Source organism: Limnospira sp. PMC 1279.21 (assembly GCF_032349615.1).
Taxonomy (GTDB): domain Bacteria; phylum Cyanobacteriota; class Cyanobacteriia; order Cyanobacteriales; family Microcoleaceae; genus Limnospira; species Limnospira fusiformis.
The window spans coordinates 1-14,067 of the sequence record NZ_JARPLU010000114.1; the positions used below are offsets into that span (position 1 = coordinate 1).

16 protein-coding genes and 1 pseudogene are annotated in these 14,067 nt (G+C 44.4%); 9 read left to right on the plus strand and 8 right to left on the minus strand.

The window, feature by feature from the left end; all coding sequences use genetic code 11:
• Nucleotides 1-161 precede the first annotated feature (161 nt).
• Both P5683_RS16435 and P5683_RS16440 read left to right on the plus strand, forming a co-directional pair.
• Complete coding sequence (locus P5683_RS16435; protein ID WP_006624507.1) at nt 162-566, plus strand: hypothetical protein; 405 nt, start codon at nt 162-164, stop codon at nt 564-566.
• A 4-nt stretch (nt 567-570) separates the two neighbouring features.
• On the plus strand, nt 571-1,836 hold the full coding sequence (locus tag P5683_RS16440; protein WP_006624508.1) for a glutamate-5-semialdehyde dehydrogenase: 1,266 nt from the start codon (nt 571-573) through the stop codon (nt 1,834-1,836).
• Nucleotides 1,837-1,903: 67 nt separating this feature from the next.
• Here the strand turns inward: P5683_RS16440 and P5683_RS16445 are convergent, their stop codons facing one another.
• On the minus strand, nt 1,904-2,716 hold the full coding sequence (locus P5683_RS16445; RefSeq protein WP_006624509.1) for an acyl-CoA desaturase: 813 nt from the start codon (nt 2,714-2,716) through the stop codon (nt 1,904-1,906).
• A 77-nt stretch (nt 2,717-2,793) separates the two neighbouring features.
• On the opposite strand from P5683_RS16445, the gene P5683_RS16450 reads away from it, so the two are divergent.
• Nucleotides 2,794-4,035 (plus strand): methionine gamma-lyase family protein, encoded by a 1,242-nt coding sequence (locus P5683_RS16450; RefSeq protein WP_006624510.1) that lies wholly within the window; start codon nt 2,794-2,796, stop codon nt 4,033-4,035.
• A 9-nt stretch (nt 4,036-4,044) separates the two neighbouring features.
• Here the strand turns inward: P5683_RS16450 and P5683_RS16455 are convergent, their stop codons facing one another.
• From P5683_RS16455 to P5683_RS16460, 3 genes are read right to left on the minus strand one after another with little or no spacing between them, the layout of a single operon-like run.
• Nucleotides 4,045-4,368, minus strand: a complete 324-nt coding sequence (locus tag P5683_RS16455; RefSeq protein WP_006670349.1) for a hypothetical protein — start codon at nt 4,366-4,368, stop codon at nt 4,045-4,047.
• A 25-nt stretch (nt 4,369-4,393) separates the two neighbouring features.
• Nucleotides 4,394-4,729 (minus strand): transposase, encoded by a 336-nt coding sequence (locus P5683_RS26470; RefSeq protein ID WP_338085930.1) that lies wholly within the window; start codon nt 4,727-4,729, stop codon nt 4,394-4,396.
• 3 nt (nt 4,730-4,732) lie between these two features.
• Nucleotides 4,733-5,107: a hypothetical protein gene (locus tag P5683_RS16460; RefSeq protein WP_228116370.1), complete on the minus strand. Its 375-nt coding sequence runs from the start codon at nt 5,105-5,107 to the stop codon at nt 4,733-4,735.
• Between the two features lie 414 nt (nt 5,108-5,521).
• On the opposite strand from P5683_RS16460, the gene P5683_RS16465 reads away from it, so the two are divergent.
• The gene (locus P5683_RS16465; RefSeq protein WP_006670351.1) at nt 5,522-5,830 is read left to right on the plus strand and encodes a DUF3067 family protein; all 309 of its coding nucleotides are present in this window, start codon (nt 5,522-5,524) and stop codon (nt 5,828-5,830) included.
• On the opposite strand, the gene P5683_RS16470 is transcribed toward P5683_RS16465, so the two are convergent.
• Nucleotides 5,827-7,158 (minus strand): response regulator, encoded by a 1,332-nt coding sequence (locus tag P5683_RS16470; RefSeq protein ID WP_006624514.1) that lies wholly within the window; start codon nt 7,156-7,158, stop codon nt 5,827-5,829. The genes P5683_RS16465 and P5683_RS16470 overlap by 4 nt on opposite strands.
• Nucleotides 7,159-7,399: 241 nt before the next feature.
• On the opposite strand from P5683_RS16470, the gene P5683_RS16475 reads away from it, so the two are divergent.
• Nucleotides 7,400-7,810, plus strand: a complete 411-nt coding sequence (locus P5683_RS16475; RefSeq protein ID WP_006624516.1) for a helix-turn-helix transcriptional regulator — start codon at nt 7,400-7,402, stop codon at nt 7,808-7,810.
• A 77-nt stretch (nt 7,811-7,887) separates the two neighbouring features.
• Here the strand turns inward: P5683_RS16475 and P5683_RS16480 are convergent, their stop codons facing one another.
• The gene (locus tag P5683_RS16480) at nt 7,888-9,165 is read right to left on the minus strand and encodes an FAD/NAD(P)-binding oxidoreductase (protein ID WP_006624518.1); all 1,278 of its coding nucleotides are present in this window, start codon (nt 9,163-9,165) and stop codon (nt 7,888-7,890) included.
• 372 nt (nt 9,166-9,537) lie between these two features.
• On the opposite strand from P5683_RS16480, the gene P5683_RS16485 reads away from it, so the two are divergent.
• Nucleotides 9,538-9,942 carry a DUF2358 domain-containing protein gene (locus P5683_RS16485; protein ID WP_006624519.1) on the plus strand — a complete coding sequence of 135 codons (405 nt, stop codon included), beginning with the start codon at nt 9,538-9,540 and terminating at the stop codon, nt 9,940-9,942.
• A 38-nt stretch (nt 9,943-9,980) separates the two neighbouring features.
• On the plus strand, nt 9,981-11,171 hold the full coding sequence (locus P5683_RS16490) for a TRC40/GET3/ArsA family transport-energizing ATPase (RefSeq protein ID WP_006617008.1): 1,191 nt from the start codon (nt 9,981-9,983) through the stop codon (nt 11,169-11,171).
• A 123-nt stretch (nt 11,172-11,294) separates the two neighbouring features.
• Here P5683_RS16490 and P5683_RS16495 read toward each other — a convergent pair whose 3' ends face one another.
• Nucleotides 11,295-11,879: an IS630 family transposase gene (locus tag P5683_RS16495; RefSeq protein WP_235720271.1), complete on the minus strand. Its 585-nt coding sequence runs from the start codon at nt 11,877-11,879 to the stop codon at nt 11,295-11,297.
• Nucleotides 11,843-12,082, minus strand: coding sequence for an IS630 family transposase (locus tag P5683_RS16500; protein WP_008051825.1), 240 nt, complete (start codon nt 12,080-12,082; stop codon nt 11,843-11,845). The genes P5683_RS16495 and P5683_RS16500 overlap by 37 nt, the downstream gene beginning before the upstream one ends.
• 807 nt (nt 12,083-12,889) lie before the next feature.
• On the opposite strand from P5683_RS16500, the gene P5683_RS26475 reads away from it, so the two are divergent.
• Both P5683_RS26475 and P5683_RS16510 read left to right on the plus strand, forming a co-directional pair.
• On the plus strand, nt 12,890-13,255 hold the full coding sequence (locus P5683_RS26475; protein WP_071533577.1) for a transposase: 366 nt from the start codon (nt 12,890-12,892) through the stop codon (nt 13,253-13,255).
• A 244-nt stretch (nt 13,256-13,499) separates the two neighbouring features.
• Nucleotides 13,500-13,864 (plus strand): annotated as a pseudogene (locus P5683_RS16510) (IS630 transposase-related protein); the annotation flags it as partial.
• Between the last annotated feature and the right edge of the window lie 203 nt (nt 13,865-14,067).

Here is a 14,067-nt window from a genome sequence, read left to right on the forward strand (position 1 = left end):
GAGTAACACCTAAGTAACGGTAGAATAGGGGTTATAGGCTATGTATCAGGTTCGAGCCCGCTTAGCTCCATTTCAGTTGTTAGATCTCTTGTTCCTGAACTATCATGGGAGCTACTATTTGCTTTTGTTTCTAACTCCATTAAATAAGACCACGCGAGCTTGTGTCATCTCCCAAACCTGAGAAAATCGACTTACATAGTGATTATCCCTGTCCCTGTCGTCGAAAGGGTAATCTGGTTCCGATTACCTTGACCGAGGCTTTCGGTTGCGATCGCTGTCAGCAGATTTTTGTAGTTGATGAGAGCGGTTATTCCCTAGAACAACTAGCCACCCACTACCCCTACAAACAGGCTTGGTGGTGGACTGGACAACAATGGTATCGCGCCACCCCAGGAATGCGATCGCACTATCTACCCTTAGCTTTGGGGATGCTTCTAGTCCCCCTGGTGATTTGGCTACCCCTAGCCATGTACTCTCCCGGGGGCAACATCTTGCTTTGGGCAATAGTTGCTGTTATGCTGGCGATGTTGCCAGCAATCATGGTTTGGCTTGCTTACAGGCGTTAGCTCGATGATCACTGATGATTTTTCTTCTACCCCAGATCCATTAAACCCTTCTCGTCGGGCATATTTTGCCAGTCTTGAATTGACACAGATATCAGGAGAAGATCGGGGTCAAGCAATAAACAGAATGGCTGATGGTCTCAAACAACGAAAAAATGACATTCTGGAAGCGAACACCCTTGACTTGGAAGCCAGCAGAGAAATGGGGGTTTCCGAAGTGATTGGAGATTGGTTAAAACTGACTCCAGTTCGCCTAGAAAACGCGATTAAGGTATTGGAAAGGTTAAGCACCATCTCCGATCCTATCGGTCGGGTGGTTAGCGCTCCTTACCAAATCAAACAGTATAAGGGCTATTATCAGTATATACCCCTGGGAGTCATTGCCCTCATTTACGAGGCTTTTCCTGAATTAGGGGCGATCGCCGCCGGTTTTGCTCTCAAAACTGCTAATAGTTTAATTCTCCAGGGAAGTAGTGAGGCTAACTCTTCCAATCAAATTATCGCCGAAACCCTACAATCAGCCCTAGAAGATGCGCGAATGCCGCCGGGATGTTTAGAATTTGTTCCCGCTGACCCTGATCATCCTATCCCCGATTTAGTCACCGAAGACAGATATATCAACCTGATTATACCATACGGGCGACCCCAATTAATCCAAGAAGTGATTAATAAAGCCACAGTTCCTATTCTGAAAACAGCCATGGGGAATTGTTATCTTTACTGGTCTGCTACCGCTAGTATGGATTTAGTCCGGTGGATGATTACGGATAGCCATAAAAGTGAACCCGACCCAGTAAATGCGATCGAAAAGGTCTTAATTGACCCTCATCAAAAAAACTCTTCCCTAGTGCGACTCTTAAATAGTTTGCAGGAAGAAGGTTTCCAATTACGAGGCGATCGCGATTTCATCCAAAACTTTCCCGAATTAACGGAAGCCGAACCCTCAGAATGGTATCATCCCTATTTGTCAAAAACCATAGCCTTCCGATTTGTGGAAAACCTCGAAAATGCGATCGGCATGATGAATCAGTGTAGCAGCAACCACGCCAATTGTATAGCGACCGAATCCTATAGCGAAAGTCGTATATTTGCCCAAAATTCCAATAGTGCGCTCACCTTCATGAACACATCCCCCCAATTTTCACGTCATCAAAACCGAGGGGATGCGTTGTTTTTAGGAGTGTCGAATCAGAAAGGATATCGACGGGGTTTAATTAGCCTAGAAAGCCTAATGACCCTGAAACATATTGTACAGGGTAATGGCAGAGTGTGAACTTAACCCGGCTGTCAGAGTCTAAGTTAGCTTCTGACCTACTCAGGAACAACTTTTGTCGCCGGGGCTAGTTTTCCACCAATTTAACTTTTTTAGCCAAACCCAAAAATTGTAGAAGTTGAATAGTCATCCAGGTTAAATCAATTTCCCACCATTTCAGGCCATGACGGGCGGAATATTGGAAAGCATGGTGATTATTGTGCCAGCCTTCCCCATAGGTGACAAGAGCAACCCACCAACAATTTTTCGAGTTATCATTAGATTGATATGTTTGATAGCCAAACTTGTGAGTAGCGCTATTGACAAACCAGGTACAATGAAAAACCACAACGATGCGGAAAAAGATGCCCCAGACGACCAACGGCCATCCTCCGAGAAGATATAAAACCACACCCAAGGCGACTTGGATGGGAATGAAATAATTTTGCAGGAACAGATAAACTGGGTCTTCGTTGATATCTTTGGTAAAGCGGGGAACATCAGCATCAGCAGGAATTTCCCGCAACATCCAACCCATGTGACTCCACCAAAAACCCTTGTTAGAGTCGTGGGGGTCAAGGGTTTGATCAGAGTACAGATGGTGCATACGGTGTAAACCGACCCACTGGATAGGTCCTCCTTGACAGGCTAAAGTGCCGCAAAAAGCCAAGAAATATTCTAGCCATTTGGGAGTTTCAAAACTGCGGTGGGTGATTAAGCGGTGAAACCCTAGGGTAATTCCTAAGCCACCAGTTACCCAGTGCAAAAATAAAGCCAGACCAACTGCAGCCCAGCTAAAATTACTTGGGACTAGCACAAAAAGTGCGCCAATGTGGAGGAATGCCATAAATACTATGGTCATCCAGTCGAGTTTGAGTTTGGTTTCAGTTGCAATCGTCATGAATATCAAATTTTTGAACAGACCGGACCTGTTGGCGGCATAATATGCAGCACCCCTAATTCAGCTTTAGTCAGGTAATGAGACACAGCATAGAGTCGCTACATGAAGCGCCACAGGCATTATCCCCAATTTTTTCGGGAATTGACGCTAAGGTCAAGCATCACCTCCGACGAGTGTTAGATGCTTTCCGTACTCACCGGGTAGGAACCCATCATTTTGCCGGAGTTTCCGGCTACGGACACGATGATCTCGGTCGTCAAACTTTCGATCGCGTGTTTGCGGATGTTATGGGCGCAGAGGCGGCGGCGGTAAGAGTCCAGTTTGTTTCTGGAACTCATGCGATCGCCTGTGCCCTTTTTGGGTGTCTGCGTCCAGGGGATGAGATGCTGGCCGTAGTTGGTTCTCCCTACGATACCCTCGAAGAGGTTATCGGTTTACGCGGAAAAGGTCAAGGTTCCTTAATAGAGTTTGGCATACTTTACCGACAATTAGATCTTTGTGCTGATGGAAGTTTGGATTGGTCGGCTTTATCAACAGCGATCGCACCCCATACTCGTTTGGTTTTGATTCAGCGGTCCTGTGGCTATTCCTGGCGCAATTCCCTTTCCATTGCTGATATTGAGAGGGTTGTGCAGATGGTGAAGGCACAAAATCCTGATACCATCTGTTTTGTGGACAACTGCTATGGCGAGTTTGTGGAAGACCTGGAACCGACGGCGGTGGGGGCTGATTTGATGGCAGGTTCCCTGATTAAAAATCCGGGGGGTACTATTGCCGCGGCGGGGGGTTATGTGGCTGGGCGTTCAGAATTGGTAGAAGCGGCCGCCTGTCGCCTCACCGCGCCCGGTATTGGTAGCAGTGGGGGGGCAACCTTTGAACAATACCGATTGCTGTTTCAGGGGCTATTTCTTGCGCCTCAGATGGTGGCGGAAGCGGTTAAGGGAGGACATTTGATTGCTTATGTGTTTGACCAGTTTGGTTATCGGGTTAATCCTGCGCCTCTGATACCTCGGCGCGATATTATTCAGGCGATCGAGTTGGGTTCACCCGATAAGTTGGTGGCTTTTTGTCGCATTTGGCAGAAGTTTTCCCCTATTGGGTCCTATCTTGACCCGGTTCCTGGGGAAATGCCTGGATATGAGAGTGAGTTGGTTATGGCGGGGGGGACTTTTATTGATGGTAGTACCTCTGAGTTTTCCGCTGATGGTCCTTTGCGAGAACCCTATATTGTTTTCTGTCAGGGGGGGACTCATTGGACTCATCTGGCGATCGCTTTGGAGGCTGCTATAGAGGCGATCGCTTCCCTAAATGATGCTTAATCCGTCAATTTAGCTACTGACTTGGCCGGCGGCCAAGACAATCGCTGCCCTCCGGTAATAGCTGGGGAACTTGTAAAAGGTCTGGTCAAATTGCCGGTATTTGGGGTTGGGGTTCTTGGCGGTTTGGTGAATCAGTTTCTCAACGACTAGAACCCGTTTTTGACTCGATAACCCTCCGAGAGACGGCCAATGAGTTAAGATAATTCCTATCAAATGCCGACAGACACGACGGGAGACCTCAACCGTTTGGCTCAACAGCACTCGCGCTGCTGCTGTCGGGTTAAGATTCCATCGGTCTGTACGGACGATTGATGTGGATTTGTTGGTTGCCATAACGCGCTTGTTACCCCAAGGCTTGTCAGATCGGCAGCTCCTTGACCCCCACCTGCCGTTCGGCGAGGTGGGGGAATGCGTCGCTATTTTTGTTCAAATCTTCATAGGCGACCAAATCGTTAGATTGGATAACGGAATACGCCAATCTCTTGCAATATTCTTTTCGCTGCCTACTTACTCTTAAATGCTTACGAGCATATCTATTTCTAGCTTGGTGATAGTTGTTTGATTGCTTTTTTTGGGCTGTTTTTTTAGCTGGACTGTACTTTTTAGACTTCTTTCGATTGGCTCTCTTTAACTGCTTTTCAGCTTGGCGGTAGAACTTGGGAGATGGTTCAACATTGCCTTTATTGTCAGCAATAAATTATCTAATTCCTAAGTCTAAACTTACTATTTTATGAGTGGGTTCAGTCTCTATCCTGACATTGACAGCGATCGCAAATTGAGCATAGTATCCGTCAGCCCGGCGGACTAATCGGACTCGTTTAATTTGCTTGATATCGTAGTAGTTGAGGTCCCAGGTTCCCTTGAATTTCAGAGTTCCGATACCTTTTTTGTCAGAAAAGGTAATAGCTTTTCTGGTTTCCGAAAGTTTCCATCCGCTAGTTTTATATTCAACTGAGCGAGCATTTTTCTTGAACTTAGGAAATCCCTTTTTCCCCTTAACTTTTTTCTGACAGTTATCGTAGAAGCGAGAAATAGCCAACCAAGCGCGTTCAGCCGCTGATTGTGTAGCCATCGAGTTCAATTCATTAGCCCAAGGAAACTCAGCCGCTAAGACAGCACAATATTTATTAAGGTCATATTTTCCCACCCTCTTATTGTCCATCCAATAGCGCAAACATTTGTTTTGGATGAACTGAGATGTGCGAATAGCCTCATCTATAGCTTGGTACTGAGATGGTTTGGCTTTTATGTTGAACTTGTATACAATTATTGCCCAACTTAACAAGGTTATGCTATTATGGCATATCAATGAAAAGATAGCAATAGTAGGTAAGCGAATTTATTCGCCTTTGCCGCTACATCCGCCCTTTAAATAGAGTCGGCCAAAGCGGCTATCGAGTATTTCCAGATCATGCAACTTTTCACATTCCCACGACAAACGGCGCGAGGATTCTCAGTTCTTTCTCAGTCCATGCAAGAGGTGCTTATGACGGGCCAGGACTTACGACAACTTCTGTTAAACAAGTGGGGAGTCTCCTATGATATCCAACTGCGGCGGACGCGGGGCAAAATTTTTGTCCAAGTTATGTGGAAGTACCTAGAACAGGCTTCTTTTCATTTGGGTGAGGCTGAGTATCTCGATCACCTCAATGCGATCGCTGATTATCTCACCAGTTTGGGAGGAGCAGAACAGGTTACCAATTATATCCTGAACACTCGCGATCGCCCCCGGCTAGGAAAAGCCGTCAGTATTCCCATTGACTTGGGGGGTAGGGCTTCCGAATGGATGGTCTAGTCCGAGTCCTCCGTTACCAGTGGAATAGTAATCGTGAACCTAGCCCCTGAGTCGATTTGGGAGGTACAGGTTAACTTACCTCGGTGTTTTTCTTCGATAATATGGCGAGAGATAGCTAACCCAATACCTGTACCCTTACCAATAGATTTAGTCGTAAATAGATAATCAAAAATTTTCTCTTGCACTTGTGCAGTCATACCAATTCCATTATCTTCAATCCTAATCACTGCTGATGTGCCATCTTCTCCCAGCTCAGTGGTAATTTTGATCCAGTGGGGGTCTTTCTCTAAGTCCTCATAGCTGGAACCCTCACTAGCATACTCGATCGCATCAATACCATTAGTGATCAAATTCATGAATACCTGATTCATCTGGCTGGGGTAGCATCTAATCGGCGGAAGGTACCCATATTCTTTAATCACCATGATCGCAGGTCGATCGGGATTCGCTTTTAATCGATGCTGTAAAATTAGCAAAGTGCTTTCAATACCTTGATGCAAGTCGAACAATACCACATTATTCTCATCGGAGCGTGAGAAAGTCCTCAGACTTTGGCTAATATTGCGGATGCGTTCTGTCCCCACTCGCATGGAAGCAATCAGTTGAGGTAGATCCTCCATCAGATATTCAAGATCGATATCCTCCGCGTGATGTTCAAGATCCGGCGGTGGGTCCGGGAACATCTGCTGGTACATTTGCAGGTGTTTCAGCAAGTCGAACACATAAATACTCGCATGACTCAAATTCGCTTCGATAAAACCAATCGGATTATTGATTTCATGGGCTACCCCAGCCACCAGTTGACCCAAGGTAGACATTTTTTCACTCTGAACCAGTTGTAGTTGAAATTTTCGCAGGTTATCTAGGGCCTGGGTTAGTTCGTGGGTGCGTTCCGCTACTCTCTGTTCTAGTTGGAAGTTGCGATCGGCTAGTTGTTGGGTTAGGTAACGGATCTTTAAATGTACATTAACACGGGCCAGCACTTCTTCTGGCTGAAACGGTTTCGTAATATAGTCTACTGCTCCTAGGGATAAGCCTTTCACCTTATCGGCCGTATCGTCTAGGGCTGTCATCAGAATTACTGGGATATTACAGGTTGAAGGGTTCTGTTTCAGACGGCGACAGGTTTCAAAGCCGTCCATCTTAGGCATGACGATATCCAGCAGAATCAGATCCGGTTGGATCGCTTCCGCTTGGGCGATCGCTTCAATGCCATTGGTGGCGATCGCTATTTTACAACCCACATTGGCGATCGTATCCGCAATCAAACTCAGATTTGAGCGGTTATCCTCGACAATTAAAATTGTGTCATCGGTCGAATCAGTCATGGGATGGGGGGGTGAGGGTAGTTGGCCAGATTGCTTAATTACCTGATGGCGATACCTAATACAATGTCATACACTTCCTCAATTGTAGCTTAAAGCCGGGGTTTCCTTTCGGGTTCCTTGAGGCGATCGCTACTCTACCCATCATAAATCAGCCTCAAATAAATGAGACAACAACCTCTACTGTGTGGTAATATAGTAAGCACACCTTTCCTATAACTTATTCAACTCACCTAACTTAATCATGACAAAATCTTCCGTCAAAGCATCACAATTCCAGCTTGAATCCAATTCTGGGGAGTGCGGAGTCTCCAAACTTCCACCCGAGGCATTGACTCTTATGGCTGACTTTTTTAAGGTTCTTTCCGAAGTCAGTCGCCTCCAGATTGTTTGCTGCTTAAAAACTGGTGCCAAAAATGTTACTCAAATTATTGAAGCCACTGGTTTAGGACAAGCTAACGTTTCCAAACACTTAAAAATGCTTGCTCAAGCTGGGATTGTCACTCGCCGGCAACAGGGGGTTAATGTTTATTATGAAATTGCTAATCCTTTCCTATTTGAGTTGTGTGAGTTAGTCTGTGATTCCCTATCGGTTCAGATAAATCAGCAAAACAAACAGTTTGAAAAGCTCCGAGTTCTTCAAGAAGCATTCTAGCTTCCTAATTAATCACCCGCCACTGTCCCTAATTGCCTAGGTCAGTGTCGGGATTTACTCAGTATTGACAAGTTAGCCTAAGATTTGATTCCCGCTAACATATCCGCCTCAAACGGTTTCCCTTTTAACATCCGATTCCAATACAGCCAAGGCAAAACATAGCGCTTCACTAACCACATACTATAACGTTCTTCCGTCGGGTCGAATGGAAAACTAGATTTCGGAACACCATCATAATCAAACTCTGCCATAATTGTCCGCCCATAACCTGTTACCAACGGACAGCAAGCATACCCGCCATATTTTCCCCCTAGTTGTTTAGCAGCCATCACCGCTAACAAATTCTCCACTAATGCGGGTGCTTGTCGCCGAATAGCAGCCGCCGTTTTAGAATTGGGAAGAGACGAAGCATCCCCTAAGCTAAAAACATTAGGATAAACATTATGTTGCAGCGTGTATTTGTCTACATCTACCCAACCTTTCGTGGGTCCCTCTTTCACCGCTAAAGGACTGTTTTTAATAAAATCAGGGGCACTCATTGGCGGCGTGACATGAATCATATCATATTTAATCCTGATTTCCTCTACTCCCGCCTCCGTGGTTTTTTCAAAAACTGCTTCCTGGCTTGAGGGAATAATCGCTTTCAGATTATGCTTATATTTGACATCAATATTTCGGCGCGCGGCAATCTTTTCTAAAGATTCACAGTAGCCTGTTATCCCAAAAATTTTGGCTCCCGGAGTGGCATAAATCACATTCGACTTATTCTTAACTCCATTTTTGATGAAAGTATCATCCGCCAAATACATGATTTTTTGAGGCGCTCCCGCACACTTAATAGGAGTCGCCGGAAAAGTGAAAATAGCATTCCCACCTGGAAAATTCTTGATCACTTCCCAGGTATACGGTGCATACTCTTTAGAATAGTTGCTAGTTACGCCATTTTTCCCGATCGCATCTGTTAACCCTTCTACTTTATCCCAGTCTATTTGAATCCCTGGACAAACTATCAGATAATCATAGTGGACGGCTCGTCCATCTTCGAGAATCACTAGATTTTGCTCTGGTTCAAAGGTTTTTGCTGCTGCTTTCAACCAGGTAGCACCCGCCGGAATACAGTCTTTTTCCTCCCGGATAGTATCTTCAAGACGATAAGCACCACCACCTACTAAAGTCCAAGCTGGTTGATAGTAGTGTTTATCTGAGGGTTCAATAATAGCTATATCTAGGCTACTATCTTGTTGTAAAATTTGGGCTGCCACAGTTATACCAGCCGCTCCCCCACCCACGACCACAATGGTATGATGGAGAGAATCTCTGATAGGTTTCGATGTGGGAATTTCCGAATTGGTCATAAGGTATTTTTACTCCTGTGAATTGAACTTTCCGAATTTTCGGCTGATTGATCAACACTAATCATCAACCGGGATTTTGATATATGCTAGTCCCATAATAACCAGGATTTAATCATTATTGAACTATCCATAACCAAAATGGTTGCCTAGAGTATTTATACATATCATTAAACCCAGTTGCGCCACCATTATCATTATTAGTTGTAACGGGAAAACTGATATATACATAGCCATTGACATATTTTACCATAAATGTTATAATCCCGTCAACCTGTGCCATAAATTGACGGCGATATTTAGGGATATTTCATATCTTTAGTAATCCGAGAAATATCGGCTACAATCCCATCAAAAAAAACTCAAATTAATCCTATGGTTGCTCACCATCTCATTGAAACCATCAAACAAGATTATCAAAACTTTCCCGATAATCAAACCTATAGTATTTATGCAGACAACGTTTATTTTAAAGACCCTGTTAATGAATTTTCGGGATGCGATCGCTATCAAAAAATGATCAACTTCATGGCCACCTGGTTTCAGGATATCCAATTAGACTTACATGATATTTCGGAATCTGGGGACACCATCGAGACCCAATGGACTCTCAGTTGGACCGTATCTGTACTGCCCTGGGCTCCGCGACTATCCATCCCCGGTTACAGCCACCTACACATCAACCCAGAAGGCTTAATTGACCGCCACATAGACTACTGGAACTGTTCCCGCCTCGCCGTAGTCAAACAGCTTTTTCAACAAAACAGCCCTAAACGTTAGAATAATGTAAACATATTTTAAGCGGGACTCAAAACTATATGCGCGTGATTTTAATGACCGGAAAAGGAGGCGTTGGTAAAACCTCCGTTGCCGCGGCTACAGGCTTACGGTGTGCCGAACTAGGCTATAAAACCCTGGTATTAAGTACAGACCCAGCCCACTCCCTAGCAGATAGTTTTGATGAACCCCTCGGCCATGAACCTCGCCAGGTGAAACCCAACCTATGGGGCGCAGAACTAGACGCACTGATGGAATTAGAGGGAAACTGGGGGGCTGTCAAACGCTATATCACTCAAGTTCTGCAAGCGCGGGGACTTGATGGCGTTCAAGCCGAGGAATTGGCTATCCTTCCCGGAATGGACGAAATTTTCGGCTTGGTGCGAATGAAGCGGCACTATGACGAGGGGGAATTTGAGGTTCTCATCATTGACTCAGCGCCCACAGGGACTGCTCTGCGCCTATTAAGTTTGCCGGAGGTAGGTGGGTGGTATATGAGAAAATTTTATAAACCGTTACAAGGGATGTCGGCCGCTCTGCGTCCTTTAGTGGAACCCATCTTTAAACCTATTGCTGGTTTTTCCCTCCCGGACAAAGAAGTAATGGATGCACCCTATGAATTTTACGAGCAAATCGAAGCCTTAGAAAAGGTATTAACTGATAATCAGAAAACCTCAGTGCGTCTGGTAACTAACCCAGAAAAAATGGTAATTAAAGAATCCTTGCGCGCCCATGCTTATCTGAGTTTGTACAATGTAGCCACGGATTTAGTGATTGCGAATCGGATTATCCCCGACTCAGTAACCGATCCATTTTTCCAACGCTGGAAGGAGAACCAACAGCAATATCGCCAGGAAATACATGATAATTTCCGCCCTCTTCCTGTCAAAGAAGTAGAACTATTTACTAAGGAAATGTGCGGTTTTGAAGCCTTAGAGCAACTCAAGGATATTTTGTATAAAGATGAAGACCCGACTCTGGTTTATTATCAGGAAAATACTATGCGGGTTATCCAAGATAAAGAATACTATAGTTTGGAGTTATATTTACCGGGAATTCCCAAGGAACAGATACAGTTAAACAAGACGGGTGATGAGTTAAATATCCGTATTGGGAACCACCGCCGCAATTTAGTTTTACCCCAAGCGTTAGCGGCTTTGCAGCCTTCCGGGGCGAAAATGGAGGAAGATTATTTGAAAATTCGATTTGCTGACGTGGCGAAGATTTCCTAAAACTTCTCAATTCCGGGTTCAGTGATTAAGGTAGCTGAATCCGGTTTGTGAGTGTAGTTGAGTATTGAACTTTATTTCGTCCGGCAGCTTTAGCACGATATAGGGCTTGGTCAGCCTTTTTCATCAAATATAGCAATACGCAAATACATTAGTACAGCTTTTGAACGCTGCATCTACACATTCTCTCACCGCTTCAAAGTCTTTAAGTTTTGGTCTCATCCATGTCTTTAAGGGAGACCACCAATTTTCAATTTTATTCAAATCTGGTGAATAAGCTGGCAAGTACCAGATTTCGCATCCCACTTCTTCTACCATTTCTTTTATGCTTTCACCGTGATGAAAACTCCCATTGTCAAGAATAATAATATCTCCCTCTTCTAGCTGAGGGAGCAAACATCGGTCAAGCCACGCTTCAAATAAGTTTCGGTTACATGACCCTTCAAAAGTCAAAGGGGTGAACAACTTGGGCCATCCTAAATCACCGATCCAACTGACTCTTTCTGTCCTTTTTCCCGACTTGAGTGCATGACACCTTTCTCCTTTTGGACTATAGCCTAATGGATAATCATCTCGATTGTCAAATCCCGATTCATCCACATAAATCAACCTTTTTTTATCCGTTTTTGATAACTTTTCCTCAAATTTTCTCCTTTTCTCTTCATCCCCTTTCTTCATATCAGTAAGTTTTTTTTGCGAGTTATCCCCCACTTTTGACAAGCATTGCCGACATTCTGTTGGGTCACACCTTCTCCCCAAAGTTCGGCGATTTGCTTTTGTGTCTTGTCTTTATGTTTCCAAATCAACTCTCTGAATCGATTTTCATCTGGGATTTTGGGTTTCGGCCCTTTTTGATGAGGCTGAATTGCTTGATAGCTTCCCGTTTCCTCTTCTCTTTTGAGCCACAAGTCCAAAGTATTTCGACTGATTTAAAACTGACGGGCGACTCGACTTTTCTTCTGTCCGCTTTTGACCGCCGCGATCGCCCGTTTCCGCCAATCATTACTTAATGGTGCTGTCATACTCCCTTTCCCTGCTTCATTTCTATCAATTACAGCTTGTTCATTAAATATGTGTAACAATGAATACCTATAACAACTTGGTGATAAACTAGGGCTAAACTCAATTCCAACTGGATTCACCCATGAGCCGTTATTCTGTTGCTCTTAGGAAAAAAGTGGTCACCGCCTATCAATTAGGCCAAGGCTCAATTAGGCAACTTGCAGAGCAATTTATGATGAGTCCTGCTACTGTTCATAGTTATATCAAAAAAATATCGAGAAACTCAAGATATAACTCCTCAAAAGCCCGGGCTCAATCGTCCTAGCCAGCTAGAATCTTATCGAGACTTTATTATTCAGATGGTACAAGATTACCCAGATGGGACAGTTCGACAGTATCGAGAACATCTCCTAAATGAGCTGGATGTTTATGTCAGCGTCGGAGGAATGTGTGAATTCCTCAAAAAAGAAGAACTAACTCTTAAAAAAAACTTACCGGTCAGAAAAGGTAGCAACGGAAGAAGGTCAACAACAGCGATTTGATTACCGAGAGCGGGTGAGAGATGTACCTCAAAAATGATATTCATTGATGAGACAGCTTTCTGTGTAGGGATGAGTCCCTCTATGGCTAGGAGTAAAAAAGGCAAAAAAGCATGATGTTTAAGACCCTTTTATTAAGGCAGAAAAATTACCTGAATTGGAGCCATAAGTATCGAAAGAGTGGTAGCTAAAAAAGTCATAGAAGGCTCTATGAAAGGTAAAGATTTTCAGGATTTTATTGAACAGGACTTGGTTCCGAGACTGAATCCAGGGGATGTCGTAGTTATGGATAACCTTAATATCCATAAAATGGAGGGCATTGAAGAAATGATCACTGCTACGGGAGCCAGAGTAGAATATTTACCACCCTACTCACCAGATTTCAATCCTATTGAAATGTTGTGGTCAACGGTTAAGTCAGTGGTCAGAATGTTTCCAACACGAGCAATGGAAGCACTAGAACAGTTAATTAAACTGGCTCTAATGCTGATGGGAACAAATACGTTTAAGAACTGGTTTACTAAATGCAGTTACTGTACTAATTAAATATCGAACAAGCTGTATACTTCATAACCTACTCTCGTAGTGCTATAATGATTGGGATAGTGCAAGACGTTCGGGTATGAAATAAGGCTGGAATGGCTGAAATAACCACCGGGTGAGGATTCCAGCCCCGATTCGCTGGATATAAGAGGTTAAGCTCTGACCATCCCTATAACTGTTTATATAGCACAAGACAGGAAAGTTAGGACGTATAATGGAGAGGACGAGATGACTAAGAAGACCAAAAATGCCAGCCCCCTATAGTTACGACCTCAGACAAAAAGTTATTGATGCAATTGAACTAGACGGTATGCCCAAAACAGAAGCCAGTCAAGTTTTCCATGTCAGCCGGAACACCATTAATCTCTGGCTGCAAAGAAAAGCACAGACCGGAGACTTCCTCCCTAAACCTAATCACCCACCTGGCAATAACCACAAAATTACCGACTGGCATAAATTCAAGGCTTTTGCCCAAGAGCATGGCGATCAAACCTCCGCTCAAATGGCTGAACTTTGGGATGACGACATCTCTCCTCGCACCATATCCAGAGCCTTGAAGAAAATTGGCTTCACCAGAAAAAAACTTACGGCTACCAAGAACGTGATGAGCAATAAACTCCTCTCGCTGTTGCTATTTAGTAGGTTGGGTGGAGTATGGGAACCCAACAACAACATCTCTCAGTGATGTTGGGTTTCACCCAACCTACCCAGCTCGAATTCCTCGAAAGTGAGTAGGGCGATCGCATTTCCGGCGCCGAGCCTATTTAGTAGGTTGGGTGGAGTATGGGAACCCAACAACAACATCTCTCAGTGAT